The sequence below is a fragment of the Pantoea sp. C2G6 genome, from assembly GCF_051336815.1.
Taxonomy (GTDB): domain Bacteria; phylum Pseudomonadota; class Gammaproteobacteria; order Enterobacterales; family Enterobacteriaceae; genus Pantoea.
This window is the reverse complement of the sequence record NZ_JBGMNJ010000005.1, coordinates 1-25,610: the sequence shown is the minus strand read 5'-3', so window position 1 is coordinate 25,610 and position 25,610 is coordinate 1. Positions and strand designations below refer to the sequence as shown.

The 25,610-nt window shown below is 56.8% G+C and carries 29 protein-coding genes; 21 read left to right on the top strand and 8 right to left on the bottom strand.

All coding sequences use genetic code 11. The features are described from left to right. The first annotated feature begins 1 nt into the window (after position 1). Positions 2–577, top strand: a complete 576-nt coding sequence (locus tag ACCW71_RS08855; protein WP_436370821.1) for an aminodeoxychorismate/anthranilate synthase component II — start codon at positions 2–4, stop codon at positions 575–577. Between the two features lie 81 nt (positions 578–658). Further along, positions 659–1,876, top strand: coding sequence for a bifunctional acetylornithine/succinyldiaminopimelate transaminase (argD, locus tag ACCW71_RS08850; RefSeq protein ID WP_436370820.1), 1,218 nt, complete (start codon positions 659–661; stop codon positions 1,874–1,876). On the opposite strand, the gene ACCW71_RS08845 is transcribed toward argD, so the two are convergent. Beyond that, positions 1,873–3,948, bottom strand: a complete 2,076-nt coding sequence (locus ACCW71_RS08845; RefSeq protein WP_436370819.1) for a YccS/YhfK family putative transporter — start codon at positions 3,946–3,948, stop codon at positions 1,873–1,875. The genes argD and ACCW71_RS08845 overlap by 4 nt on opposite strands. A 57-nt stretch (positions 3,949–4,005) precedes the next feature. Then, the gene (gene crp / locus ACCW71_RS08840) at positions 4,006–4,638 is read right to left on the bottom strand and encodes a cAMP-activated global transcriptional regulator CRP (protein WP_000242758.1); all 633 of its coding nucleotides are present in this window, start codon (positions 4,636–4,638) and stop codon (positions 4,006–4,008) included. Positions 4,639–4,941: 303 nt separating this feature from the next. Here crp and ACCW71_RS08835 point away from each other — a divergent pair, with 303 nt between their 5' ends. After that, positions 4,942–5,346 carry an OsmC family protein gene (locus tag ACCW71_RS08835; RefSeq protein WP_436370818.1) on the top strand — a complete coding sequence of 135 codons (405 nt, stop codon included), beginning with the start codon at positions 4,942–4,944 and terminating at the stop codon, positions 5,344–5,346. Positions 5,347–5,715: 369 nt separating this feature from the next. Here ACCW71_RS08835 and ACCW71_RS08830 read toward each other — a convergent pair whose 3' ends face one another. The 3 genes from ACCW71_RS08830 to ACCW71_RS08820 form a co-directional block, all read right to left on the bottom strand. Beyond that, positions 5,716–6,585: a phosphoribulokinase gene (locus ACCW71_RS08830; RefSeq protein ID WP_436370817.1), complete on the bottom strand. Its 870-nt coding sequence runs from the start codon at positions 6,583–6,585 to the stop codon at positions 5,716–5,718. 61 nt (positions 6,586–6,646) lie between these two features. After that, positions 6,647–6,865, bottom strand: a complete 219-nt coding sequence (locus ACCW71_RS08825; protein WP_009087640.1) for a YheU family protein — start codon at positions 6,863–6,865, stop codon at positions 6,647–6,649. Positions 6,866–6,869: 4 nt separating this feature from the next. After that, positions 6,870–7,886 carry a hydrolase gene (locus ACCW71_RS08820; RefSeq protein ID WP_436370816.1) on the bottom strand — a complete coding sequence of 339 codons (1,017 nt, stop codon included), beginning with the start codon at positions 7,884–7,886 and terminating at the stop codon, positions 6,870–6,872. Positions 7,887–7,943: 57 nt separating this feature from the next. Here ACCW71_RS08820 and ACCW71_RS08815 point away from each other — a divergent pair, with 57 nt between their 5' ends. Then, complete coding sequence (locus ACCW71_RS08815) at positions 7,944–8,546, top strand: LysE family translocator (protein ID WP_436370815.1); 603 nt, start codon at positions 7,944–7,946, stop codon at positions 8,544–8,546. Position 8,547: 1 nt separating this feature from the next. On the opposite strand, the gene ACCW71_RS08810 is transcribed toward ACCW71_RS08815, so the two are convergent. Next, positions 8,548–9,528, bottom strand: coding sequence for a LacI family DNA-binding transcriptional regulator (locus ACCW71_RS08810; RefSeq protein ID WP_436370814.1), 981 nt, complete (start codon positions 9,526–9,528; stop codon positions 8,548–8,550). A gap of 236 nt (positions 9,529–9,764) precedes the next feature. Between ACCW71_RS08810 and tauA the strand changes: the two genes are divergently transcribed. From tauA to tauD, 4 genes are read left to right on the top strand one after another with little or no spacing between them, the layout of a single operon-like run. Beyond that, positions 9,765–10,745, top strand: a complete 981-nt coding sequence (tauA, locus tag ACCW71_RS08805; RefSeq protein WP_436370813.1) for a taurine ABC transporter substrate-binding protein — start codon at positions 9,765–9,767, stop codon at positions 10,743–10,745. Positions 10,746–10,754: 9 nt separating this feature from the next. Then, positions 10,755–11,522 (top strand): taurine ABC transporter ATP-binding subunit, encoded by a 768-nt coding sequence (tauB, locus tag ACCW71_RS08800; RefSeq protein ID WP_436370812.1) that lies wholly within the window; start codon positions 10,755–10,757, stop codon positions 11,520–11,522. After that, positions 11,519–12,346: a taurine ABC transporter permease TauC gene (gene tauC / locus ACCW71_RS08795; protein ID WP_436370811.1), complete on the top strand. Its 828-nt coding sequence runs from the start codon at positions 11,519–11,521 to the stop codon at positions 12,344–12,346. The genes tauB and tauC overlap by 4 nt, the downstream gene beginning before the upstream one ends. Further along, positions 12,343–13,182, top strand: a complete 840-nt coding sequence (gene tauD, locus ACCW71_RS08790) for a taurine dioxygenase (RefSeq protein WP_436370810.1) — start codon at positions 12,343–12,345, stop codon at positions 13,180–13,182. The genes tauC and tauD overlap by 4 nt, the downstream gene beginning before the upstream one ends. 42 nt (positions 13,183–13,224) lie before the next feature. On the opposite strand, the gene ACCW71_RS08785 is transcribed toward tauD, so the two are convergent. Beyond that, entirely contained in the window at positions 13,225–15,129 is a 1,905-nt protein-coding gene (locus tag ACCW71_RS08785) for an ABC transporter ATP-binding protein (RefSeq protein ID WP_436370809.1), read from the bottom strand. A gap of 112 nt (positions 15,130–15,241) precedes the next feature. Here ACCW71_RS08785 and kefG point away from each other — a divergent pair, with 112 nt between their 5' ends. From kefG to slyD, 4 genes are all read left to right on the top strand, one after another. Beyond that, positions 15,242–15,793, top strand: a complete 552-nt coding sequence (gene kefG / locus ACCW71_RS08780; RefSeq protein WP_436370808.1) for a glutathione-regulated potassium-efflux system ancillary protein KefG — start codon at positions 15,242–15,244, stop codon at positions 15,791–15,793. After that, positions 15,794–17,599, top strand: coding sequence for a glutathione-regulated potassium-efflux system protein KefB (kefB, locus tag ACCW71_RS08775; RefSeq protein ID WP_436370807.1), 1,806 nt, complete (start codon positions 15,794–15,796; stop codon positions 17,597–17,599). It begins immediately after the preceding gene. A gap of 23 nt (positions 17,600–17,622) precedes the next feature. Then, positions 17,623–17,817: a YheV family putative zinc ribbon protein gene (locus tag ACCW71_RS08770; RefSeq protein WP_061063527.1), complete on the top strand. Its 195-nt coding sequence runs from the start codon at positions 17,623–17,625 to the stop codon at positions 17,815–17,817. Positions 17,818–18,014: 197 nt separating this feature from the next. Continuing rightward, entirely contained in the window at positions 18,015–18,575 is a 561-nt protein-coding gene (slyD, locus tag ACCW71_RS08765; protein WP_436370806.1) for a peptidylprolyl isomerase, read from the top strand. Positions 18,576–18,690: 115 nt separating this feature from the next. Here the strand turns inward: slyD and ACCW71_RS08760 are convergent, their stop codons facing one another. Further along, the gene (locus ACCW71_RS08760; protein ID WP_436370805.1) at positions 18,691–18,909 is read right to left on the bottom strand and encodes a SlyX family protein; all 219 of its coding nucleotides are present in this window, start codon (positions 18,907–18,909) and stop codon (positions 18,691–18,693) included. A 269-nt stretch (positions 18,910–19,178) separates the two neighbouring features. Between ACCW71_RS08760 and fkpA the strand changes: the two genes are divergently transcribed. From fkpA to ACCW71_RS08715, 9 genes are all read left to right on the top strand, one after another. Further along, positions 19,179–20,027 (top strand): FKBP-type peptidyl-prolyl cis-trans isomerase, encoded by an 849-nt coding sequence (gene fkpA / locus ACCW71_RS08755; RefSeq protein ID WP_436370804.1) that lies wholly within the window; start codon positions 19,179–19,181, stop codon positions 20,025–20,027. Between the two features lie 165 nt (positions 20,028–20,192). After that, positions 20,193–20,915 carry a helix-turn-helix transcriptional regulator gene (locus ACCW71_RS08750; RefSeq protein ID WP_436370803.1) on the top strand — a complete coding sequence of 241 codons (723 nt, stop codon included), beginning with the start codon at positions 20,193–20,195 and terminating at the stop codon, positions 20,913–20,915. Next, complete coding sequence (tusD, locus tag ACCW71_RS08745; protein WP_436370802.1) at positions 20,915–21,301, top strand: sulfurtransferase complex subunit TusD; 387 nt, start codon at positions 20,915–20,917, stop codon at positions 21,299–21,301. Before ACCW71_RS08750 ends, tusD begins: the two co-directional genes overlap by 1 nt. Continuing rightward, positions 21,301–21,660 (top strand): sulfurtransferase complex subunit TusC, encoded by a 360-nt coding sequence (tusC, locus tag ACCW71_RS08740; RefSeq protein ID WP_436370801.1) that lies wholly within the window; start codon positions 21,301–21,303, stop codon positions 21,658–21,660. The genes tusD and tusC overlap by 1 nt, the downstream gene beginning before the upstream one ends. Before the next feature lie 9 nt (positions 21,661–21,669). Continuing rightward, on the top strand, positions 21,670–21,957 hold the full coding sequence (tusB, locus tag ACCW71_RS08735) for a sulfurtransferase complex subunit TusB (RefSeq protein WP_436370800.1): 288 nt from the start codon (positions 21,670–21,672) through the stop codon (positions 21,955–21,957). 124 nt (positions 21,958–22,081) lie between these two features. After that, positions 22,082–22,456, top strand: a complete 375-nt coding sequence (gene rpsL / locus ACCW71_RS08730; protein WP_003852912.1) for a 30S ribosomal protein S12 — start codon at positions 22,082–22,084, stop codon at positions 22,454–22,456. A 96-nt stretch (positions 22,457–22,552) separates the two neighbouring features. After that, positions 22,553–23,023: a 30S ribosomal protein S7 gene (gene rpsG / locus ACCW71_RS08725; RefSeq protein ID WP_006120576.1), complete on the top strand. Its 471-nt coding sequence runs from the start codon at positions 22,553–22,555 to the stop codon at positions 23,021–23,023. 93 nt (positions 23,024–23,116) lie between these two features. Beyond that, positions 23,117–25,231, top strand: a complete 2,115-nt coding sequence (fusA, locus tag ACCW71_RS08720; RefSeq protein ID WP_436370799.1) for an elongation factor G — start codon at positions 23,117–23,119, stop codon at positions 25,229–25,231. A 68-nt stretch (positions 25,232–25,299) separates the two neighbouring features. Beyond that, positions 25,300–25,610 (top strand): GTP-binding protein (locus tag ACCW71_RS08715; RefSeq protein ID WP_240323539.1); only part of this gene is annotated, 311 nt, incomplete at its 3' end.

The following is a 25,610-nucleotide window of genomic DNA, read 5'->3' as shown; positions in this document are numbered from 1 at the left end:
CATGCTGCTGCTTATCGACAACTACGACTCCTTTACCTGGAATCTTTATCAATATTTCTGCGAGCTGGGCGCGCAGGTGCAGGTGGTGCGCAATGATGCCATCACTCTGGCGCAGATGGACGCTTTGCCGCTGACCCATCTGGTGATCTCACCTGGCCCCTGCACGCCTGCGGAGTCAGGTATCTCGCTGGCGGCGATCCGTCACTTCGCCGGACGGGTGCCGCTGCTCGGCGTCTGTCTCGGACATCAGGCGATCGCTCAGGCCTACGGCGCGCAGGTGGTGCGTGCCCGTCAGGTGATGCATGGCAAAACCTCCGCGATTCAGCACACCGGCCAGGGCGTGTTCCGCAATCTGAATAATCCCCTTACCGTCACCCGCTACCATTCGCTGATTGTGCAGCGCGACTCCTTACCCGACGACTTCGAGGTCACTGCCTGGAGTCTGCGCGATGGTGAGCCGGACGAAATTATGGGCTTCCGCCATAAAACCCTGGCGCTGGAGGGCGTGCAGTTCCATCCCGAGAGTATTCTCAGCGAGCAGGGGCATCAGCTGCTGCGCAATTTCCTTGAGCAATAATTTGCCTTTGAGTGATTTTTTATGCATATTTCGTGATTATTATTTCATGCTGATACATCAATCATTCAAATGGGGTCATCAATGGCAGCGGAAAAAATTGCGGTCACGCGGGAAACGTTCGATAACGTTATTTTGCCTGTTTATGCACCTGCGCAGTTCGTGCCGGTAAAAGGCAAGGGCAGTCGCGTATGGGATCAGCAGGGCAAAGAGTATATCGACTTTTCTGGCGGGATCGCCGTCACCGCGCTCGGCCATTGCCATCCTGCGCTGGTGGAGACGCTGAAAAACCAGGGCGAAACCCTGTGGCACACCAGTAACGTTTTTACCAACGAACCGGCGCTGCGTCTCGCCAGCAAGTTAATCAGCGCGACCTTTGCGGAGCGGGTCTTTTTCGCTAACTCTGGCGCCGAAGCCAATGAAGCCGCCTTTAAGCTGGCGCGTTACTACGCCTGCAAACGTCACAGCCCGTTTAAAAGTAAGATCATCGCCTTCCATAACGCCTTTCATGGCCGCACGCTGTTTACCGTGACGGTCGGCGGGCAGCCTAAATATTCTGACGGCTTCGGCCCGAAACCGGCGGATATTGTCCATGTGCCGTTCAACGACCTGGATGCAGTGAAAGCGGTGATTGACGATCATACCTGCGCCATCGTGGTGGAGCCGATTCAGGGTGAGGGCGGTGTGGTGCCCGCGACGCAGGAATTTATGCAGGGTCTGCGTGAACTCTGCGACCAGCATCAGGCGCTGCTGGTACTGGATGAAGTGCAGAGCGGCATGGGGCGCAGCGGCAAGCTGTTTGCCTATGAGCATTATGGCGTTCAGCCCGATATTCTGACCTCGGCCAAAGCGCTGGGCGGCGGTTTCCCGGTCAGCGCCATGCTGACCACCAATGAGATCGCCTCGACCATGGCGCCTGGCGTGCATGGCACCACCTACGGCGGCAATCCGCTGGCCTGCGCCATCGCCGAAACCGCGCTGGACATCATCAATACGCCAGAGGTGCTGGCGGGCGTTGAGATGCGGCGTCAGCACTTTGTTACGGCGCTACAGGCGATTGATGCGAAGTACGATCTGTTCAGTGATATTCGCGGTAAAGGGCTGCTGATTGGGGCCGCCCTGAAGCCGCAGCATGCCGGTAAAGCACGCGACATTCTGAATGCCGCCGCCGCTGAAGGCGTAATGGTGCTGGTCGCCGGCACCGACGTGATGCGTTTTGCCCCGTCGCTGATTATTGAACCGGCGGACATCGAAGAGGGCATGAGCCGCTTCGCCACCGCCGTCGGCAAAGTGCTCAATTAGTTTTTACGTAAACGTCGGATCAGCCAGCGGCCATGCTGTGGTCGCTGGCTCCACGCCAGTGATGAGATGGTGTACATCACGCTCAGATGATCCAGAATACGTCGCACATGCTGCTCGACCACCGTTATCGGTCCCTCACTGATATTGTCCAGCTCATCCAGCAGATTGACCTGGGTACTGGCCCCATCATATTCCAGCCGCTGCTGGCAGCGCTGGAGCGCAATTTCACAGGATCGCAGATAGCGTTCCGCCAGTGAGTCGGTCAGCATGGTGTGTTCCCGCGCCAGTATTGTCATCGCATTGATATGCTCAACGATGAACTGGCTGTGCGTCACCCACAGGCGCATATCTTTAAGATACTGGGCGTTGAAAGCGGGCTCCTGCATCGCCTGATTCAGCGAGTTAAACAGCGCGTTATGGGCCTGGTTGACCCTGATGCGCTGATAAGCCAGTTTTTCCGGCGACTGCTCCGCACCCAGCAACAGCCGCAGTGCATCCTGATAGGTCTCCAGCGCATCATGCGCGTTCTGCCGGAGCAGGCCGCTCTGCCACTGCGGCCACAGCCAGAGCATGCCGCCAAAGGCGATCAGGCAGCCCATCAGCGTATCCATCAGTCTCGGCAGCAGAAACTGCGCGCCGTTCAGCGACAGCAGTTGCAGTGAGTAGACCGCCGTCACCGTGAAGCCAATCATCGACCAGCCGTAGAACTGGCGGGTGAATCGATAGCTGATAAAGGTGATCGCCAGCATGATCAGCAGCACCAGCGACTCCGGCACCGCCAGACGCAGGGCGGCGGCCGCAATCACCAGGCCGGCGAAGGTGCCCAGCGCCCGGTGCTGGATGCGGACGCGGGTCGCGCCGTAGCCGTTCTGACTGACGAACATGATGGTCATCAGGATCCAGTAGGGTTTCGGGATGTTGAAGAACAGCGCCAGCGCGCTGCCGAGCATCAGCATCACCGCAAAGCGCGCGGCGGTGCGCAGGGCCGACGATCGCCAGGAGAGATAGCTGCGCAGTGCCGGTAACAGCGGCAGGCGGCGCTGACGGTCCGCCATCAGATCGCGCTGATAGAGCGGTTTCTGGGTGCGCAGTACCCGCGCGATGCGGTTGAAGTGATAGAGGCAGAAGTTACCGACCGGGTTGTCAGGGTGCTGGCGGGCGATCTTCTCCAGCGCGCCGAGCTGTTTATCCATCGCAAAGCGATCGGGCAACTGGTGATAGAGGATGTTATCCGCCAGCACCCGCAGTCGGGTTGAGATGGTTTTGGCGTTCCAGCGGATCACCGCTTCGGCATGGCTCTGCTCCACCAGCTTCTGCACTTCTTCCGGCTGATGCAGGCTGACCGAGATATGTTCCTGAAGGTCGAGTGCCACCTGAAAGGCGCGCGTCAGCCGTTTATGGCTGTGATCGCGATTGGCCGACAGCATATGCATCTGCTGATAGCAGGTGGTGATCAGATCGACCACTTTCTGCTGACGAGCCAGCAGCGGCGGCAGCGCTTTTTCCGGGTCGGTCAGCTGGGTGAGCAGGGTATATTTGGCGTCGCAGTAGTTAGCCAGCTCGCGATAGATCAGGCTTAGGCTCTCGCGCATCGGCTGTTCTTTCCACAGCCAGAACCAGAACCAGTTAAACAGCCCATACCAGAGCGTGCCGCCGATGTAGAGCAGCGGGGTGACATAGATGGGCATCCGGCCGACCAGGCTCAGGGTAAAGATAGCGGCGATTAGCGTGCCGGGCAGCAGGCGGCCATGCAGCGGGCTGATCTCACCGGTTACGCCGAGCAGCAGCGGCATGGCGAACAGGATCAACGGCAGCGGTATCGCATGCAGGGTAAGCCACTGAATCAGAAAGCTGCCGAGTGCGAACAGGCTGCCGCCAATAATCAGGCGTTTAAAGAAGCGCTTATGCGGGGTATCCAGACCGGCGATGTTGCAGCAGGCCGGCACTAAGGAGAACAGCAGACCTTTTTGCAGGTCGCCCGCCAGCCAGCCCAGCGCCACCGGCAGGCAGAGTACCAGCGTTTGCCGCAAGGCATAGTTGACTTCAGGATGGTAAATAATTCGACGCCACATTGGCTCAACACAAACAATAACGGCGTGATGTTGCCAGCACGCCGTGGATGACAGGAGTTAGCGGGTACCGTATACCACGATAGTTTTGCCGTGTGCGGAGATCAGGTTCTGATCTTCCAGCATCTTCAGAATGCGGCCCACGGTTTCACGTGAGCAACCCACAATCTGACCAATCTCCTGACGGGTGATTTTAATCTGCATCCCATCGGGGTGAGTCATCGCGTCGGGCTGCTTCGCCAGGTTGAGCAGGGTCTGCGCAATGCGTCCGGTGACGTCGAGGAAAGCGAGGTTACCTACTTTTTCCGACGTGACTTGCAGGCGACGTGCCATCTGCGAGGAGAGTCGCATCAGGATGTCGGGGTTGACCTGGATCAGCTGACGGAATTTCTTATAGGAGATTTCCGCCACTTCGCACGCGGTTTTAGCCCGTACCCAGGCGCTACGCTCCTGACCTTCTTCAAACAGGCCAAGCTCACCAATGAAGTCGCCCTGGTTCAGATAGGAAAGGATCATCTCTTTGCCTTCTTCATCTTTAATCAGAACCGCGACGGAACCTTTCACGATGTAGTAAAGCGTTTCTGCTTTTTCACCTTGATGAATCAGCGTACTTTTGGATGGATACTTATGAATATGGCAATGGGACAGGAACCATTCGAGTGTAGGGTCTGTTTGCGGTTTGCCGAGAACCATTCGCTATTATCCTCTGTTGTAATCGTGCCCAAAATACAGGGGGCAGTTTTCCCTGTCAGGCGATGAAAGCTTCAAGCGTTTCCTTTTCAGGAAATTATTCGGGCCGCATTCGGCGCAGTGCGCATCATTCTTCCCGGCTTCGCCATTGGGTGACGAAAAATATTTTCAGCACTGTTTGTAGCATAGCTTTTGCCGACTGTCTTGTGTTGTCTCGCTTCAGCTTGGGGTGGATTTCTCTGGATTGCTGTTTACCAGGCGAAAGCGTACTCTGACGACAAAACAGCGTATTCTGGAGCAAAAATCATGCAGGCAAGAGTGAAATGGGTAGAAGGGCTGACATTCCTCGGGGAATCTTCATCCGGCCATCAGATACTCATGGATGGAAATTCAGGTGATAAAGCGCCCAGCCCAATGGAGATGGTTCTGATGGCGGCGGGTGGTTGCAGTGCGATTGACGTGGTTTCAATTCTGCAAAAAGGCCGTCAGGATGTGGCTGATTGTGAAGTAAAACTGACCTCAGAACGTCGTGAAGAGGCGCCGCGAATCTTTACGCACATCAACCTGCATTTTATCGTCAGCGGCAAAGCGCTCCAGGATAAAGCGGTCTCACGCGCGGTGGATCTTTCTGCTGAAAAATATTGCTCGGTGGCCATCATGCTGGGCAAAGGCGTTACCATCACCCACAGCTATGAAGTGATTGAGTTGTAGTAACTGCAAGAGTCATTGCTGACCTGCTAACTTCACTTCCAGTATCTGATGCAGGTTGCTTCAAGACCGTGTCTGGGCAGGTAATCCGCTTTTAGACTGTGCCTGCGCAGAGAACCGGGTCAGATCGGAAAGTCGCAAAACCGCCATCCATGGCGTGCTCGGCCCGCGCGATTACGCACCTCATCCCTGAGGTGCGCCCGTTGCCGGGCCAACGCTTTGCGTTGTTCAAAAACGCTCCCGGCGTTTTTGTCCCAGGCGCGGGACGCTTTCCTCTTCTGACCCGGCTCCCTGCGCGTTGAGCGACGGCGTTGCGTTCAGGCCTACTCTGCTTTGGCTTTGTCATCAGTCCAATGGGCTATGACGGACCTCTTACTCAATGCGTTTCCCTTCCATCAGCCGCTTCACCAGCGGTCCCATGATCAGCTCCATCGCCAGACCCATTTTGCCGCCCGGCACCACCAGCGTATTGATGTGCGAGATAAACGAACCCTGCAACATCGCCAGCAGATAGGGGAAGTCAATATCTTCCAGCGCCTGGAAGTGGATCACCACAAAACTCTCATCCAGCGAGGGGATCGCCCGCGCTGCAAACGGGTTAGAGGTGTCCACGGTCGGGACACGCTGAAAGTTGATGTGGGTGCGGGAAAACTGGGGGGTGATGAAGTTGATGTAATCTTCCATCGAGCGCACCACCGAATCCATGACGGCTTCACGTGAATGACCGCGCTCACCGGTGTCGCGCACCAGTTTCTGAATCCATTCCAGGTTAACAATTGGCACCACGCCAACCAGCAGATCGACATGTTCCGCCACATTGTGCTGCGTCGTCACCACGCCGCCATGCAGCCCTTCGTAGAACAGAATATCGGTATTTTGTGGCAGCGGCTGCCACGGCGTAAAGGTGCCGGGCACCTGATTCCACGGCACCGCCTCATCATAGGTGTGCAGATATTTACGCGACTGGCCCTGACCGCTCTGGCCATACTCTTTAAAGCTCTGCTCCAGTAAACCAAAGTCGTTGGCTTCCGGGCCGAAGTAGCTGACATGACGACCTAAATCGCGCGCCTTACGAATCGCCATATCCATTTCGGGGCGGGTAAAGCGGTGAAAGCTGTCGCCCTCCAGCTCCGCCGCATGGAGATCAAGCTGCTGGAAGATTTTCCGAAAGGCGAGGCTGGTGGTGGTGGTTCCCGCGCCGCTGGAACCGGTCACTGCGATAATGGGATGACGGGCAGACATAGAAAAGCTCCCTGTGAAATCAGGCGATGAGCATTGTTAACACGAAATGGCCGTGGGCGCATCAGCCGCGAAATTCTTTGCGCGGCATGATGTTGACCGATTCGTGCAGCTCCGACCACACCAGCACCACCTCACCGCTCTCCAGCTGGCGGCGCACATCGGCCACCTTGTCGACCAGGCTGCGTTCCTGCTCGCCATAGTCGGTGCCTTCGCGCAGCACAAAGGTTTCAATCAGATTTTCAAGGGTCTCCGGGGAGACCTGTTGCCAGGGAATAATCACGCGATCAGTTATCCAGAAAAGGGGCGATCCACTGCGGGATGCGCTGCTCCAGCCACATTTCAGGCTGGCGCAACGTCCCGCCGACAAAACCAACGTGGCCGCCGTGGGGTGTCAGTTGATAAGTAATAGTGGCAGATAATTGGCTGCTGTGGGGGATCACCTCATCACTCATGAACGGGTCATCTCTGGCATGAATGATCAGCAGCGGTTTCTCTGCGTGCTTCAGCCACGGCAGGGCGCTGGCGCGCTGATAGTAATCAGCCGCATCGGTAAAACCGTGGGCGCGGGCGGTAATGGCATCATCAAAATCGCGCAGCCGCCGCAGCGCCCTGAGCTGCGCCAGATTGACCGGCAGCGTTTCCGGCCAGGCGTGCAGTTTGCGGCGGGCATTTTTCTTCAGCTGCGCCAGCAAATAGTGTTGATAGAAACGGGAGAAACCGCGTTCCAGTTTCACACTACATGGCTCCAGCAGCAGCGGTGCCGAGACAATCACCGCCGCGTCCAGATCCGCGGCCGCCCCCTGCTGGCCCAGCAGACAGCCCAGCATATTACCGCCCAGCGAAAAGCCGACCGCGGCGGTAGGCACATGACCCCAGCGGGTGCGCAGCCAGTGCAGGAAAAAGCGGGCATCTTCCGTTTCGCCGGAGTGATAGATCCGGTTCAGCCGGTTGGGTTCACCGCTGCAACCGCGAAAATGCATCACCACCGCCAGCCAGCCGCGTGCGCGGCAGGTCGCCATCAGTCCATGAATGTAAGGGCTGTGAAAGCTGCCCTCCAGCCCGTGAAACAGCACCACGCGCGGTTTATGCTGCGCGAATTGCGGATCTTCGCTCCAGGCGAGATCGACGAAGTCACCATCCGGCAGATCGAGACGCTGCCAGTGCGGCTCCAGCGTAATCCGGCGCCGTAACAGGCGGGGCAACAGGGTTTGCAGATGCGCATTACGCAGGCTGCGCAGCGGCGTGAACTGCTCCGATTCCGGTCCGGTAAATTTCATGTGGTAAATGCTTGTCTGTTCCATATCACACTGTTAGCTTCGATAAGTTTTTTCTTGCAGGGGAAGGAGTACCCGCTTGCCATGGAACTGAGTCTTTTCTTATCGATGTTGGGATTTCTTTGGGTCGCGGCAATCACGCCAGGCCCTAATAATATGTTACTCACCGCCTCAGGTGCCAACTTTGGCTTTCTGCGCACCATTCCGCTGATGATCGGCATCATGATCGGCATGCAGGTGATGCTGCTGATGGTGGCGTTTGGCGTTGGCGGCCTGATCCTGCTCTATCCCTCACTGCATCTGGTGCTGAAAATCGGCGGCAGCCTCTATCTGCTGTGGCTGGCCTGGAAGATAGCGACGTCCCGCTATGAAAAGCTGGAAACCGACCGTGCGCCCGAGGCGCCGATGCCGTTCTGGCAGGGTGGACTGTTGCAGTTGATCAATCCCAAAGCCTGGCTGATGGCGCTGGGTGCGGTGGCCAGCTTCAGCCTGGCCGGTGACGCCTACCGTCATTCGGTGATGGCGATCAGCCTGGGGATGTTTCTGGTCAACCTGGTATCAGGCGTGATCTGGATGGGATTCGGCGCGATGATCGGCCATATTCTGCGCAGCCGCCGCGCCTGGAAAATCTTTAACTTCTCGATGGGGCTGCTGACCGCCGCCTGCGTGCTGTTAATCTGGCGCTGAGTTAACTGGATGCGCGTTCGACGCGCGTCCAGGGCAGTACTTCGCGCATCACCGGCGCGTTCGGCTGGCGTATTTTCTGCAACAGCAGTTGTACGCTGCGCGCGCCCAGCTGATTCATCGGCTGTTCAATGGTGGTCAGCGGCGGATTGAGACTGCGGGTAAAGGAGACGCCGTCAAAACCGACCACCGCCAAATCTTCCGGTATGCGCAGGCCCGCCTCCAGCGCAGTATGCATCACGCCCACCGCCAGCACATCGGACACCGCAAATACCGCATCCGGCGGTTGAGGCAACGCCATCAGCTCCCGCAGCGCCAGACTACCCGCTTCGCAGGAGATGTCACTGGCATAGGCGACGCCTGACCAGGCAAATCCCAGCTCCTCAATCGCCTGCCGGTAGCCTTTTTCACGATGATGCGAATAGAGGTAACGCATATCCCCGTTCACCAGTCCGATGCGTTTACGTCCTTTACCGGCGAGGTAGTGCACGGTATCGCGCGCCGCTTCCAGGTGGTCGATGGTGACGGAGGAGGCGGGGATGTCGGGATCAAACTCTGAGCACTGCACCCAGGGCGCACCGGCGATCAGCGCCTCCAGATCCTGTAACCCGGAAGCCGCATCCATGGTGATCACCCCATCCACCACTTTACCGGTCAGCAGCGAAAGATAGGCGGCTTCACGCTGTAATTGCGAGGCGGAGTTACAGAGCAGGATGTGATAGCCGTGCAGTTCGGCCTCGGCTTCGATCCCCTGAACCACGCGCGAGCAGAAGGGATTGGTAATATCCGAGATCAACACCAGCAGCATGTGGCTTTGCGCGGTACGCAGCTGACGCGCCAGTAAATTGGGCTGGTAGTCGCAGGCGGAGATCGCCGCCAGTACTTTCTCACGCGTATCGGGTTTGACACCGGGATGCGCGTTGAGAACCCGCGACACCGTGGCTTTGGAGACGCCAGCCAGCTGAGCGACTTTCTCAATCGACATCGGGTACAGAGACCTTCGCAAGCAGAAAATGGGAACGCATATGAATAACACAGCTGAAATGTGAGCGCCTGACATTTTTGCTTACTTTACTCATTTTCAGCATTTGCGCTTTTTAACTAACTTTTGCAGATCCTTATCTAAGAACTTCTTTTTATTAGGGATAATTTTTAATTCCTTGGTGAAGTCCTGGTGCCCGGTGACACTGCCTCCACGATAATAACGGTGGGGTAGCGATCATGGCAGCAACAGTACGTTTATCTTTTTTAGCCGCAGCGCTGGGGCTGCTGGCCTTTCAGGCGGAGGCGGTCAATGTCACGGTGGCTTACCAGACCTCCGCTGAACCCGCAAAAGTGGCGCAGGCTGACAATAGCTTTGCCAGAGAGAGCGGGGCCAGTGTCGACTGGCGCAAGTTTGACAGTGGCGCCGGGGTGTTGCGGGCGCTGGCCTCCGGTGATGTGCAGATCGGCAATATCGGCTCCAGCCCGTTAGCGGTGGCGGCCGCCCAGCAGCTGCCGATTGAAGCCTTCCTGCTCGCCTCGCAGCTGGGAAACTCGGAAGCGCTGGTGGTGAAGAAAAGTATCACCCGCCCTCAGGATTTAATCGGTAAACGCATCGCGGTGCCGTTCATCTCCACCACCCACTACAGCCTGCTGGCGGCGCTGAAACACTGGGGGATTAAGCCTTCGCAGCTCCAGCTGGTCAATTTACAGCCACCGGCGATTATCGCGGCCTGGCAGCGTGGCGACATCGATGGGGCCTACGTCTGGGCACCCGCCGTTAATGAACTGGAAAAAAGCGGCAAGGTGTTAACGGACTCGGCTGAAGTAGGGCGCTGGGGATCGCCGACGCTGGATGTCTGGGTGGTGCGGAAAGATTTCGCCCAACAGCACCCGGAGATTGTCACCGCTTTTGCCCGCAGCGCCCTGACGGCGCAGCAGGCCTATCTCAATAATCCCGATAGCTGGCTGACGCAGCCGGAAAATCTCAGCAAACTCGCCCGGCTGAGCGGGGTGCCGGAGGCGCAGGTGCCGGGCCTGGTGAAAGGCAACACCTACCTGACGGCGCAGCAGCAGGTTGAGCAGCTCGGCAAACCGGTCAATAAAGCGATCGTCGATACCGCGCAGTTTCTGAAAGCCCAGGGCCGGGTGCCGCAGGCGGATAATGACTACAGCAGCTACGTGACCTCCCGTTTTGTCGAGCCATTAACCAGACCTTAAGGAGCCACCATGCTGCGCATCGCTCATCTCAACGCACGCTATGCCGGGCAGCCGGTACTTCAGGATATTAATCTGCAACTGGATCACCGCGAGCTGCTGGTGGTGCTCGGTCCTTCGGGTTGTGGCAAAACCACCCTGCTCAATCTGGTTGCCGGTTTTCTGCCGCTGGAGTCAGGCAGCATCACGCTGGATAACCAGCCGGTCCGCGGACCGGGTGCGGAGCGCGGCGTGGTGTTTCAGCATGAGGGATTACTGCCGTGGCGCAACGTACTGGAGAACGTCGCTTTTGGCCTGCAACTGGCCGGTATGCCGCGTGCACAGCGTGAAGCCGTGGCTCGTCGCTTAATCAGACAGGTGGGGCTGGAAGGGGCGGAAAAGCGTGCCATCTGGCAGTTGTCAGGCGGTCAGCGCCAGCGGGTCGGCATTGCGCGCGCGCTGGCTACCGATCCGCAACTGCTGCTGCTGGACGAGCCGTTCGGTGCTCTCGACGCTTTCACTCGTGAGCAGATGCAGACTCTGCTGCTGACCCTCTGGCGTGATAGCGGCAAGCAGATCCTGCTGATTACCCATGACATTGAGGAGGCGATTTTCCTCGCCAGCGAGCTGATCCTGCTGTCACCGGGGCCGGGACGGATCGTGGAGCGGCTGCGGCCCGATTTTGGTCAGCGCTTTGCCGCGGGTGAGTCGTGCCGCAGCATCAAATCCGATCCGCAGTTTATCGCGCAGCGCGAGTATGTGCTGAGCCGGGTATTTGAGCAACGGGAGGCGTTTGTATGAGCGCGTTAATCAACGATAAAACGCTGCCGGTGCCGCGCCGCCTGCGCTGGCCGTTTTCAACCGCCCTGACGCTGAGCCTGCTGAGTCTCTCGCTGCTGTTGCTGCTCTGGTGGGGCGTGACCGCGCTGGGGCTGATCGCGCCGCTGTTTCTGCCGCCACCCCAGCAGGTGTTAAGCAAGCTGCTGCTGATTGCCAGCGCGCAGGGGTTTATGGATGCCACGCTGTGGCAGCATCTGGCCGCCAGCCTGACGCGCATCGTGATCGCGCTCAGCGTCGCGTCCGTTATTGGCATTCCGGTGGGGATCCTGATGGGGCTCAGCCCGGTGGCGCGCGGGCTGCTCGATCCGCTGATTGAGCTTTACCGTCCGATCCCGCCGCTCGCCTATCTGCCGCTGATGGTGATCTGGTTCGGCATTGGTGAGACCTCAAAAATCCTGCTGATTACGCTGGCGATCTTCGCGCCGGTTACGCTCTCCACCTTAGCCGGCGTGCGCAATGCGCAACAGGTGCGCATCCGCGCCGCCCGTTCGCTGGGCGCGACCCGCTGGCAGCTGCTGCGTTGGGTGATCCTGCCTGGCGCGCTGCCTGAAATTCTGACCGGCCTGCGCATCGGGCTGGGGGTGGGCTGGTCCACGCTGGTGGCGGCCGAGCTCATCGCCGCCACGCGCGGGCTTGGTTTTATGGTGCAGTCGGCCGGGGAGTTCCTCGCCACCGATGTGGTGCTGGCCGGTATCGCGGTGATTGCCCTCATCGCTTTTAGTTTAGAACTTGGGCTGCGTGCGTTACAGCGCCGTCTGACGCCCTGGAGTGGAGAACAGTCATGAATGAACGTCTCAGTTTTACCCCGCTTGGCCCGTGGATTGGGGCGCAGGTGTCAAACCTGGATGTCTCACGCCCATTAAGTGATGCCCAGTTTGAGCAGCTCTATCACGGCCTGCTGCGTTATCAGGTGCTGTTTCTGCGTGACCAGAAAATTACGCCGGAACAGCACCGGGCGCTGGCGATCCGCTTTGGTGACCTGCATATTCATCCGGTCTATCCCCATGCGGAGGGAGTTGAGGAGATTATCGTGCTGGATACCCATCGGGATAATCCGCCGGATAATGACAACTGGCACACTGATGTCACCTTTATCGAAACACCACCCGCCGTCGCGCTGCTGGCCTCAAAGGTATTGCCGGAGGCGGGCGGTGACACGCTCTGGACCAGCGGCATCGCGGCTTATGAGGCGCTCTCAGAGCCCTTTAAGCAGCTGCTGGACGGTCTCCGCGCTGAGCATGATTTCAAAAAGTCATTCCAGGAGTACAAATACCGTAAAACGGAAGCGGAGCATCAGCGCTGGCAGCAGGCGGTGGCAAAACATCCGCCGGTGCAGCATCCGGTGATCCGCACCCATCCGGTCAGCGGCAAAAAAGCGTTGTTTGTGAATGAGGGCTTTACGACGCGCATCGTGGATTTAAGCGAGAAGGAGAGTGAGGCCGTGCTGAACCTGCTGTTTGCGCACGCCACCAAACCGGAGTTTCAGGTGCGCTGGCGCTGGCAGCCAGACGATCTGGCGATCTGGGATAATCGGGTGACGCAGCATTATGCCAATGCCGACTACTATCCCGCCCGCCGGGTGATGCAACGGGCGACGGTACTGGGTGACAAACCCTTCTGACACGCCGGGGTTCTCCCTGAGGCCAGAGAGAACCCCGGTGGTTTATGACGCCATTAGCTGTTCCAGCTGTTCCTGCGCCTCCAGCCACGCCATTTCCACCTCTTCCAGCGCCGATTTACTTTCGGCCTGACGCTGAAGCGCGGCGGTGAGATCCGCTTTACGGCTTTGCTCATAGATAGCGCTGTCGGAGAGCTGCGCCTCCGCCTCGGCCAGCTGGCTCTGCCATTTGCTCATCTGTTTTTCCAGCTTCTCGATCTCTTTACGCAGTGGCTGGGTCTGGGTGCGCAGCTCGGCATCCCGCCGTTTCTGATCTTTACGCGCCTGGGCACTGTTGCCGTTGTCCTGCTTTGGTGCGGCATCCTGTTGCGCCTGCTGCTTTTGCAGATCGCTCAGCCACTGCTGGTAATCTTCGAGGTCGCCCTCAAACACATCTACTTTGCCATCATGCACCAGGTAGAGATCGTCGGTGGTGGCGCGCAGCAGATGCCGGTCGTGCGACACCACCACCAGCGCGCCTTCAAAGTCGATTAACGCTTCGGTCAGCGCCTGGCGCATATCGAGATCCAGGTGGTTGGTGGGTTCATCGAGCAGCAGCAGGTTAGGGCGCTGCCAGACGATCAGCGCCAGCACCAGCCGCGCTTTTTCGCCGCCGGAAAAGCGCTCGGTGATTTCGGTGACTTTATCGCCGCGGAAATCGAAGCCGCCCAGATAGTCGCGCAGCTGCTGTTCCAGCACGTTGGGCGCGATGCGCGCCAGATGCTGGAGCGGAGACTCATCGGCCCGCAGAAACTCCAGCTGATGCTGAGCGAAGTAACCGAGCTTGATCCCTTTCGCCAGACCAATTTTGCCCGCCATCGGCTCCAGTTCATCCGCCAGCAGCTTGATCAGCGTCGATTTACCGGCACCGTTACGTCCCAGCAGGCCGATACGTGAACCCGGCACCAGGTTGAGCTTGATGGCGTCAAGAATGATGCGATCGCCGTAACCCGCCGTCACCTTCTCCATCTTCAGCAGCGGATTGGGCAGGTTTTCCGGTTTGCGGAAGCTGAAGCTGAAGGGGTTATCGACATGAGCCGGGGCGATCATCTCCATTCGCTCCAGCATCTTGATGCGGCTCTGCGCCTGTTTCGCCTTGGTGGCCTGGGCGCGGAAGCGATCGATGTAGCTTTGCAGGTGCGCCACTTTCTCCTGCTGGCTCTGATACAGCGCCTGCTGCTGAGCCAGCTTGGCGACGCGCTGCCGCTCAAACGAGCTGTAGTTGCCGGTATATTCATACATCGACTGCTGTTCGATATGGATGATTTTGTCGACCACCGGATCGAGGAAGTCGCGATCGTGGGAGATCAGGATCAGCGTGCCTTCATAGCTCTTCAGCCAGCGCTCCAGCCAGATCACCGCATCGAGATCGAGGTGGTTGGTCGGTTCATCCAGTAACAGCAGATCGGAGCGGCAGATCAGCGCCTGCGCCAGGTTCAGGCGCATCCGCCAGCCGCCGGAGAAGTCGCTGACCGGGCGTTGCAGCTGCTCCTGACTGAAGCCCAGGCCGTGCAGCAGGCTGGCGGCGCGTGCGTGGATGCTCCAGGCCTGCACCGCGTCAAGCTGGCCGTGCAGCAGCGCAATGGCGTTGCCGTCATCCCGCTGATTGGCCTCCGCCAGTTGAGCTTCAAGCTGGCGATAGTGGCGATCGCCATCAATCACATACTCCAGCGCGGCTTTATCCAGCGCTGGCGTCTCCTGATTCACCCAGGCCAGCGCCCAGTGAGCAGGGAAGTTTACGGTGCCGGCATCGCTGGTGATCTCACCTTTTAACAGCGACAGCAGCGTGGATTTACCGCAGCCGTTTTTACCCACCAGCCCGACTTTCTGACCGGGATTGATGGTGGCGGTGGCGTTGTCGAGCAGTACGCGGATGCCGCGGCGAATTTGTAAGGCAGAGAAGACAATCATGTAAGCGCCGTATCGTCAGAATATGTTAATTTACTGGCAACATAATGAGATTTTGCTGCGTCGTGCATGGTAGCGGAAAACCGCACCAATGACGACGCCCTGGAGGGAAAGGATGTCGCAGCCACCCCGCGTTTTACTGCTTTTCGCTCATCCTGAATCACAGGATTCAATTGCGAATCGGATTTTACTCCAGCCGGCTCAGGCGCTGGAGCATGTGACCGTGCACGATCTCTACGCGGCCTATCCCGATTTTTTTATCGATATTCACCATGAACAGCAGCTGCTGCGCGACCATGACGTCATTATTTTCCAGCACCCGCTCTACACCTATAGCTGTCCGGCGCTGCTGAAAGAGTGGCTGGATCGGGTGCTGTCGCGCGGTTTCGCCAACGGTGTGGATGGCAATGCGCTGGAAGGGAAATACTGGCGTAGCGTGGTCACCACCGGCGAACCAGAGAGCGCCTTTAAGCAGCATGGACTGAACCGCTATTCACTGAATGACATTATGCGACCGTTTGAGCTGACCGCGCAGATGTGCCGTATGCACTGGATGCCACCAATGATTGTCTACTGGGCGCGTCGGCAGAGTGCTGACGTCATGAAAAATTATGCCCGCGCTTATGGCGACTGGCTGGCAGCGCCGCTGCCGAATGGAGGGGTATAAATGGAAGGACAAACGCTGCTGACCGCCGGGGTGATCTATCTGGTCGCGGCGGTCTTGATCGTACCGGTGGCGGCGCGCCTCGGTATTGGTGCGGTTCTGGGCTATCTGGTGGCGGGTATCGCCATCGGTCCCTGGGGATTAGGCTTTATCAGCGACGTCGACGAGATCCTGCACTTTTCGGAACTCGGCGTGGTGTTCCTGATGTTTATCATCGGGCTGGAGCTGAACCCGGCAAAGCTGTGGGCGCTGCGCCGCTCTATTTTTGGCGTCGGCGCGGCGCAGGTGATCTTCTCGGCGGCCATTCTGGGCGGCTTGTTGTGGCTGACTGATTTTAGCTGGCAGGCGGCGGTGATTGGCGGCATTGGTCTGGCGATGTCCTCCACCGCCATGGCGTTACAGCTGATGCTGGATAAAGGCATGAACCGCAGTGAAGCGGGGCAGCTGGGCTTTTCCGTGCTGCTGTTTCAGGACATCGCGGTGATCCCGGCGCTGGCGCTGATCCCGCTGCTGGCTGGCACCGACAGTGGCCATATCGACTGGATGAAAGTGGGCATGAAGGTGCTGGCCTTTGCCGGCATGCTGGTGGGAGGCCGCTATCTGCTGCGGCCGATCTTCCGCTACATCGCCGCGTCAGGGGTGCGCGAAGTCTTTACCGCGGCCTCACTGCTGCTGGTGCTGGGTTCGGCGCTGTTTATGGATGCGCTGGGACTGTCGATGGCGCTGGGAACCTTTATCGCCGGGATCCTGCTGGCGGAGAGTGAATATCGCCATGAGCTGGAGGTCGCCATCGACCCGTTTAAAGGGTTACTGCTGGGACTGTTCTTTATCTCGGTTGGCATGGCGCTCAACCTCGGCGTGCTCTATACCCATATTGTGACCATTCTGCTGGGCGTAGTGACGCTGGTGGCGGTAAAAACCCTGGTGCTCTACCTGCTGGCGCGTATTTATGGCTTACGCAGTTCCGAGCGACAGCAGTTTGCGGGGGTACTGAGTCAGGGCGGCGAGTTCGCCTTTGTGCTGTTTTCAGCGGCCTCCTCCGCGAAGCTCTTTTCCGGCGATCAGCTGCCGATGCTGCTGGTGACGGTCACGCTGTCGATGATGACCACGCCGCTGCTGATGCAGGGAGTCGACCGACTGCTGGCGCGCCGCTTCAACGAACCGGACGATCAGGCCGAGAAGCATTTTGTGGAGGACGATCAGCCGCAGGTGATTGTGGTCGGCTTTGGCCGCTTCGGACAGGTAGTAGGGCGCTTACTGATGGCCAATAACAAACGCATCACCGTGCTGGAGCGCGATATTAGTGCGGTGAGCCTGATGCGTAAATATGGCTATAAGGTCTATTACGGCGACGCCACCGAGCTGGAGCTGCTGCGGGCGGCCGGTGCGGGCAGTGCTCAGGCGATTGTTATCACCTGCAATGAACCGGAAGATGTGATGACTATTGTGCATCTGTGCCAGCAGCACTTCCCGCAGTTGCAGATTCAGGCGCGGGCGCGCGGGCGTGTTGAAGCCCATGAGCTGTTACAGGCGGGTGTGACGCAGTTCTCGCGTGAAACCTTCTCCAGTGCGCTGGAGTTAGGGCGCAAAACGCTGATGACGCTGGGGATGCATCCTCATCAGGCGCATCGTGCTCAGCAGCATTTCCGTCGGCTCGATATGCGGATGCTGCGCGAGCTGATGCCGAATCTCTCGGAGAGTGCCCAGGCGTCCCGCGTGCGTGAAGCACGGCGTGAACTGGAAGATATTTTCCAGCGTGAAATGCAGCATGAAAAGCGGCAGATCGACGGCTGGGATGATGATCAATAACTTAATGAAACAGGCAGACGATAATGCGTAAACGTTTTATTGCTGGTGCGACATGCCCGCACTGCCAGGAGAAGGACACGCTGGCGATGTGGCGTGAAAATAATGTTGATGTGGTGGAGTGCGTGAAGTGTGGTCATCAGATGCGTGAGGCGGATAAGCAGGCGCGCGATCAGGTGCGTACCCACGAGCAGGTGATCGGTATTTTCCATCCTGAGTAGCGGAATGGCGCAGCTTTTTTTAAGCTTAAACTTACAGCGGGATTGAATTCCGTTACAATTGGCGCCATTAACGCTGTGGTCGCAAGAGAAAGCCAATAACCTCTTGTACCCAGCCCCGAACCTTTCTGGTTGGTGTTATTGCACGCAAGAATAGACCAATGAGACGGGATCTCAGCTCTCAACGGTTAGGAGATATCATGAAAGTAGCAAAAGACCTGGTGGTAAGCCTGGCCTATCAGGTACGTACAGAAGACGGCGTGTTAGTTGACGAGTCACCGGTGAGCGCACCGTTAGACTATCTGCACGGTCATGGTTCCCTGATTTCTGGTCTGGAAAATGCGCTGGAAAACCACGTTGCCGGCGACAAGTTTGATGTGCATATCCCGGCGAACGATGCGTACGGTCAGTATGACGACAACCTGGTGCAGCGTGTGCCTAAAGATGTCTTTATGGGCGTGGATGAATTACAGGTTGGCATGCGTTTCCTGGCGGAAACTGACCAGGGTCCGGTACCGGTTGAAATCACCGAAGTGGAAGATGACCACGTCGTGGTGGATGGTAACCACATGCTGGCGGGCCAGAACCTGAACTTCAACGTTGAAGTGGTCGCTATCCGCGCAGCAACTGAAGAAGAACTGGCTCATGGCCACGTTCACGGCGCAGATGGTCATCATCACGACCACGACCATGATCACGGTCATGACCACGATCACGGTAAAGGCGGTTGTGGCAATGGCGGCTGCGGTTGCAGCCACTAAGTCTCAGCGTACGTTTAAAGGCCACCTCCGGGTGGCCTTTTTATTGCTGGCAGCGTTAGGGCGGACCTGACAGCGTCGCGGCCAGAGCCTGATCAGGCTGCCAGCTGACCCGCCATCAGTAGTGTGGCGGTGGCGTCTCTTCAGATTGTTCGGCGACCATCGAGGGCGCATTGGCTTTGAGCTTGTCGGTGAGAATGCGCATCTGCTCACGCAGTTTATTCATCTCCAGCTCGTGCTGAACCACCGCGCTGTTCAGCTGCTCAATGGTCATCTCCTGAAAGGCCAGTTTACTCTCAAGCGTCTCCAGACGCTGTTCCCACTCAGATTGTTGCATGACCTGTTCCTCTGTTAAGGTGCGACTCGGGGCGTGATTCTACGACCTGAATATGGGGAATCACCTGTTTTTTTCACTCTCTCTGGCGTTACGCTTGAAAAAGCGCCGCGCGGTATCATCTCTGATGAAACTTCCTGACGCAAAAAAGGTCTGAAGTTGACCGGGTAATTACATTGTGGGAGTGTTCGCCACTGCCACGTAAAGTTATAGTGTGGACCCTGAAGTCCGCAATGATTCCCGAGGTTAGACGCTTCGGTTTTGGAGAATGGATGAAATCACTGTTTAAAGTCACATTGTTAGCTACCACTATGGCTGTTGCGCTGAATGCTCCGCTGGCAATGGCGGCAGAAACCGCTGCTGCGCCACAGGCTGCACCGGCAGCGGCACCGCAATCCGCGCCACAGGCACCGAAGAATGCTGCCTTCAAAAATGAAGATCAGCAGTCTGCTTACGCGCTGGGTGCTTCACTGGGTCGCTACATGGACAACTCCCTGAAGGAGCAGGAAAAACTGGGTATCAAACTGGATAAGCAACAGCTGATTGCCGGTGTTCAGGATGCGTTTGGCGGCAAGAGCAAACTCTCTGATGAAGAGATCGAGCAGACGCTGCAATCTTTTGAGGGCCGCGTGAAAGGCGCAGCCTCAGCGAAAATGGAAAAAGATGCGAAAGAGAACGCCGACAAGGGTACTGCTTACGCCACCAAATTTGCTAAAGAGAGCGGCGTGAAGAAAACCGACAGCGGCCTGCTGTATAAAGTTGAGAAAGAGGGCACCGGTGACGCACCGAAAGACAGCGATACCGTGGTGGTAAACTACAAAGGTACGCTGATTGACGGTACTGAGTTCGATAACTCTTACACCCGTGGCGAGCCGCTCTCATTCCGTCTGGATGGTGTGATCCCAGGCTGGACTGAAGGTCTGAAGCACGTGAAAAAAGGCGGCAAGATCAAGCTGGTGATCCCACCGCAGCTGGCATACGGCAAAAATGGCGTTCCGGGTATTCCGGCTAACTCCACGCTGGTGTTCGATGTTGAGCTGCTTGACATCAAACCAGCACCGAAAGCAGACGAAAAAGCGCAGGCACCTGCTCCTGCCGCTGCGGCTGAAAAAGCGCAGTAATCTGCTCACCGCCGCCTTCGGGCGGCGGTTTCCTTCCTGCGTCACGACAAACCCCTGGCATAAGCCGACGACATTTGCCAGACTAGCGCCTGCCTAATTATCCCAATATTGAGTCTGCCCATAAGCCGCTGTGACAGGCTCCAGCCATTCAGGGTGATCTCTTCAATGTCTAATCCATTCAATCCGGGTGAACTGAGCGACTTCGATCTGCTGGAGCAGCATCCGTTCGAACCTACTGATTACGATATTCTGAAATCGTACGAGGCTGTCGTGGATGGCCTGGCAATGTTGATCGGCTCGCATTGTGAAATTGTCCTGCATTCACTGGAAGATCTTAAGTGCTCGGCCGTGCGCATCGCCAATGGTGAACACACCGGCCGTAAAGTGGGATCGCCTATCACCGATTTAGCCTTGCGGATGCTGCATGATATGCATGGCACCGACAGCAATGTCTCCCGGGCTTACTTCACCCGCGCCAAAAGCGGCGTGCTGATGAAGTCGGTCACTATCGCGATTCGTAATCGTCAGCAGCGGGTGATTGGCCTGCTGTGCATTAACATGAACCTTGATGTGCCGTTCTCCCAGATTATGTCGACCTTTATGCCGCCGGAGATGCAGCAGGTCGACTCTAACGTTAACTTTGCCAGCTCGGTGGATGACCTGGTGATGCAGACGCTGGAGTTCACCATTGAAGAGGTGAGCGCCGATCGCAATGTCTCAAACAACGCCAAGAATCGTCAGATCGTGCTGAATCTCTATGAGAAAGGGATCTTCGACATCAAGGACGCTATCAACCAGGTGGCGGATCGGCTGAACATTTCAAAGCACACCGTCTATCTCTATATTCGTCAGTTCAAAAATGGCGACTTTCAGGGGCAGGATCGGTAATGCGTTATACCTTGCTGGTGACCGGCCCGGCTTACGGGACGCAGCAGGCGACCAGCGCGTTGCTGTTTGCCCGCGCCCTGATCGCGGCGGGCCATCAGCTTGAAAGCGTCTTCTTTTATCGGGAAGGAGTGCTCAACGCTAACCAGCTCACCGCACCGGCCAGTGATGAGTTCGATCTGGTGCGGGGCTGGCAGACGCTGCATCAGGAGCAGGGCGTGGCGCTTAACATCTGTGTGGCGGCCGCGCTGCGGCGCGGGGTTACCGATGTGCAGGAAGCGGCACGACTGCAACTGCCGGCCAGTAATCTCCAGCCAGGCTTTACCCTGAGTGGCCTCGGTGCGCTGGCTGAAGCGGCGCTGAGCTGTGAACGTATGGTGCAGTTCTGATGAATCGGGTCGCTTTTGTCTTTACCCAGGCGCCGCATGGCAGCAGCGCAGGACGCGAAGGGCTGGACGCTGTGCTGGCGACCGGGGCGCTCAGTGACGACATCGGTCTGTTCTTTATTGGCGACGGCGTGCTACAGCTTAATCTCCATCAGCAGCCGGACGCGATAAACAGCCGTCACTATGCCGCCACCTTTGGCGTGCTGGCGCTCTACGATATTGAACAGTGCTATCTCTGCCGGACGTCGCTGCTGGCGCGCGGATTGTCGCCTGATGCCGACCGTCTGCTGGCGGTGACGCTGCTGGATGCACCGGAGCTGCGTCAGACGCTGGCCGGTTACGACCGTATTGTGACCTTTTAAGAGGCGTTGATGCTGCATACCTTATTCCACTCCCCGGCCCACAGTGACCTTGAGACCCTGCTGTTGATGGCGAGTGAAGGGGATGATCTGCTGCTGTTGCAGGATGGCGTACTGGCCGCATTAGCGGGCAGCCGGGCGCTGGCGCAGCTCTCAGCCTGTAAAGCGACGCTGTGGGTGCTGGACGAAGATGTTCAGGCGCGCGGCCTGGCTGGACAAATTTCGACCAATGTGCGTTCGGTGGACTATACTGGTTTCGTCACGCTAACGGTCAGGCATCAGCAGCAAATGGTCTGGTAATCGGCTAAAACCTGGTTATTTCTTGACACCCCTTTGACTCAGCCCTAAAATTCTGCCTCCTCGTAATTCTACGAGGCGATTTATTACGTGTTTACGAAGCAAAAGCAAATCCAGGAGCTATTTAATGGCAACAGTTAACCAGCTGGTTCGCAAACCACGCGTCCGCAAAGTTGCAAAGAGCAACGTGCCGGCGCTGGAAGCTTGCCCGCAAAAACGTGGCGTTTGTACTCGTGTGTACACCACCACTCCTAAAAAACCAAACTCCGCACTGCGTAAAGTCTGCCGTGTGCGTTTGACCAACGGTTTTGAAGTGACTTCCTACATTGGTGGTGAAGGTCATAACTTACAGGAACACTCCGTGATCCTGATCCGTGGCGGTCGTGTAAAAGACCTGCCAGGTGTGCGTTACCACACCGTTCGTGGCGCGCTTGACTGCTCAGGTGTTAAAGACCGTAAGCAGGCTCGCTCCAAGTACGGCGTGAAGAAGCCAAAGGCTTAATGGTTCTCCGTTAAGTAAGGCCAAACGTTTTAAATTAAATGTCAAAACAAACTCATAGAGTTTTGGACAATCCTGAATTAACAACGGAGTATTTCCATGCCACGTCGTCGCGTCATTGGTCAGCGTAAAATTCTGCCAGATCCTAAGTTCGGATCAGAGCTGCTGGCCAAATTTGTAAATATCCTGATGGTAGATGGTAAAAAATCTACTGCTGAATCTATCGTCTATACCGCGCTTGAGACCCTGGCTCAACGTGCTGGTAAAGATGGCCTGGAAGCGTTCGAGGTTGCTCTCGAAAACGTACGTCCGACTGTCGAAGTTAAGTCACGTCGCGTTGGTGGTTCAACCTACCAGGTTCCAGTTGAAGTCCGTCCGGTTCGTCGTAATGCCCTGGCAATGCGTTGGATCGTAGAAGCTGCTCGTAAACGCGGTGATAAATCTATGGCTTTACGCCTGGCGAACGAACTTTCTGATGCTGCAGAAAACAAAGGTACTGCAGTGAAGAAACGTGAAGACGTTCACCGTATGGCTGAAGCCAACAAGGCGTTCGCTCACTACCGCTGGTAACAGAAAGGTAGTTGTTGTTAAACCAGCGGGCGCTCAAACAGCCAACCCGCTGGGGTCGACTAACTTTGAACGTCCTAAAAACCGAGGAATAAAATGGCTCGTACAACACCCATTGCGCGCTACCGTAATATCGGTATCAGCGCACACATCGACGCCGGTAAAACCACTACTACCGAGCGTATCCTGTTCTACACCGGTGTTAACCACAAAATCGGTGAAGTGCATGATGGCGCAGCGACCATGGACTGGATGGCTCAGGAGCAGGAACGTGGTATTACCATCACTTCTGCAGCGACCACAGCTTTCTGGTCTGGTATGGCTAAGCAGTTTGAGCCACACCGCATCAACATCATCGACACCCCAGGACACGTTGACTTCACCATCGAAGTAGAACGTTCCATGCGTGTGCTCGATGGCGCAGTAATGGTTTACTGTGCTGTAGGTGGTGTTCAGCCACAGTCTGAAACCGTATGGCGTCAGGCTAACAAATATAAAGTTCCACGCATTGCGTTCGTTAACAAAATGGACCGCATGGGTGCAAACTTCCTGAAAGTAGTTGGTCAGATCGAATCACGTCTGGGTGCAACTCCGGTTCCATTGCAGATCGCTATCGGCGCTGAAGAGAACTTCACCGGCGTTGTTGACCTGATCAAAATGAAAGCCATCAACTGGAACGACCAGGATGCGGGCGTGACCTTCGATTACGAAGAGATCCCAGCTAACCTGCAAGAACTGGCTGAAGAGTGGCGCGGCAAGCTGATCGAAGCGGCAGCAGAAGCTTCAGAAGAGCTGATGGAGAAATTCTTCAGCGGTGAAGAGCTGACTGAAGAAGAGATCAAGAAAGCCCTGCGTCAGCGCGTGCTGAAAAACGAAATCATCCTGGTTACCTGTGGTTCTGCATTTAAGAACAAAGGTGTTCAGGCGATGCTGGACGCAGTCGTTGAGTATCTGCCAGCGCCAACCGACGTACCGGCAATCAACGGTATGCTGGACGATGGTAAAGATACCCCAGCTGAGCGTCACGCAAGTGATGAAGAGCCGTTCTCTGCGCTGGCGTTTAAGATCGCTACCGACCCATTCGTGGGTAACCTGACGTTCTTCCGCGTTTACTCTGGTGTGGTTAACTCGGGCGATACCGTGCTGAACTCCGTGAAATCTGCACGTGAGCGTTTCGGTCGTATCGTTCAGATGCACGCTAACAAGCGTGAAGAGATCAGCGAAGTTCGCGCAGGCGACATCGCGGCTGCAATCGGTCTGAAAGACGTTATCACTGGTGACACCCTGTGTGATCCAAGCGCGCCAATCATTCTGGAGCGTATGGAATTCCCGGAGCCGGTAATCTCTATCGCCGTTGAACCAAAAACCAAAGCTGACCAGGAAAAAATGGGTCTGGCTCTGGGCCGTCTGGCGAAAGAAGACCCATCATTCCGCGTATGGACTGATGAAGAATCTAACCAGACCATCATCGCCGGTATGGGTGAGCTGCACCTCGACATCATCGTTGACCGTATGAAGCGTGAGTTCAACGTTGAAGCAAACGTGGGTAAACCACAGGTTGCTTACCGTGAAGCGATTCGCTCTAAAGTTACCGACGTTGAAGGTAAACACGCCAAGCAGTCTGGTGGTCGTGGTCAGTACGGTCATGTTGTTATCGACATGTACCCACTGGAGCCAGGTTCGAACCCGAAAGGCTACGAATTTGTCAACGACATCAAAGGTGGTGTGATTCCTGGTGAATACATCCCTGCGGTTGACAAAGGTATCCAGGAGCAGCTGAAATCAGGCCCACTGGCTGGCTATCCGGTAGTGGATCTGGGTGTTCGTCTGCACTTTGGTTCTTACCATGATGTCGACTCCTCAGAACTGGCGTTTAAACTGGCCGCGTCTATTGCCTTTAAACAAGGCTTTAAACAAGCGAAACCTGTTCTGCTTGAGCCTATCATGAAGGTTGAAGTTGAAACGCCTGAAGAGAACACGGGTGATGTCATCGGTGACCTTAGCCGTCGTCGTGGTATGCTCAAAGGGCAGGAATCCAACGCTACTGGCGTTCAGATTCACGCTGAAGTTCCGCTGTCTGAAATGTTCGGATACGCAACTCAGCTGCGTTCTCTGACCAAAGGTCGTGCTTCGTACTCCATGGAGTTCCTGAAGTATGACGATGCGCCGAACAACGTAGCGCAGGCCGTTATTGAAGCTCGTAGCAAATAAGCTACGGTTTAAATTTGAACTGATGCCTTCACCCAGATGGTGAAGGCACAACGTAAGGAATTATCGCCATGGCGAAAGAGCAATTTCAGCGTAACAAACTGCACGTAAACGTGGGCACCATCGGTCACGTCGACCACGGTAAAACCACCCTGACCGCAGCTATCACCACCGTACTGTCTAAAACTTACGGCGGCCAGGCGCGTGCATTCGATCAGATCGATAACGCACCAGAAGAGAAAGCACGTGGTATCACCATCAACACTTCACACGTTGAGTATGAAACCCCGACTCGTCACTACGCACACGTAGACTGCCCAGGCCACGCCGACTATGTTAAAAACATGATCACCGGTGCTGCGCAGATGGACGGCGCGATCCT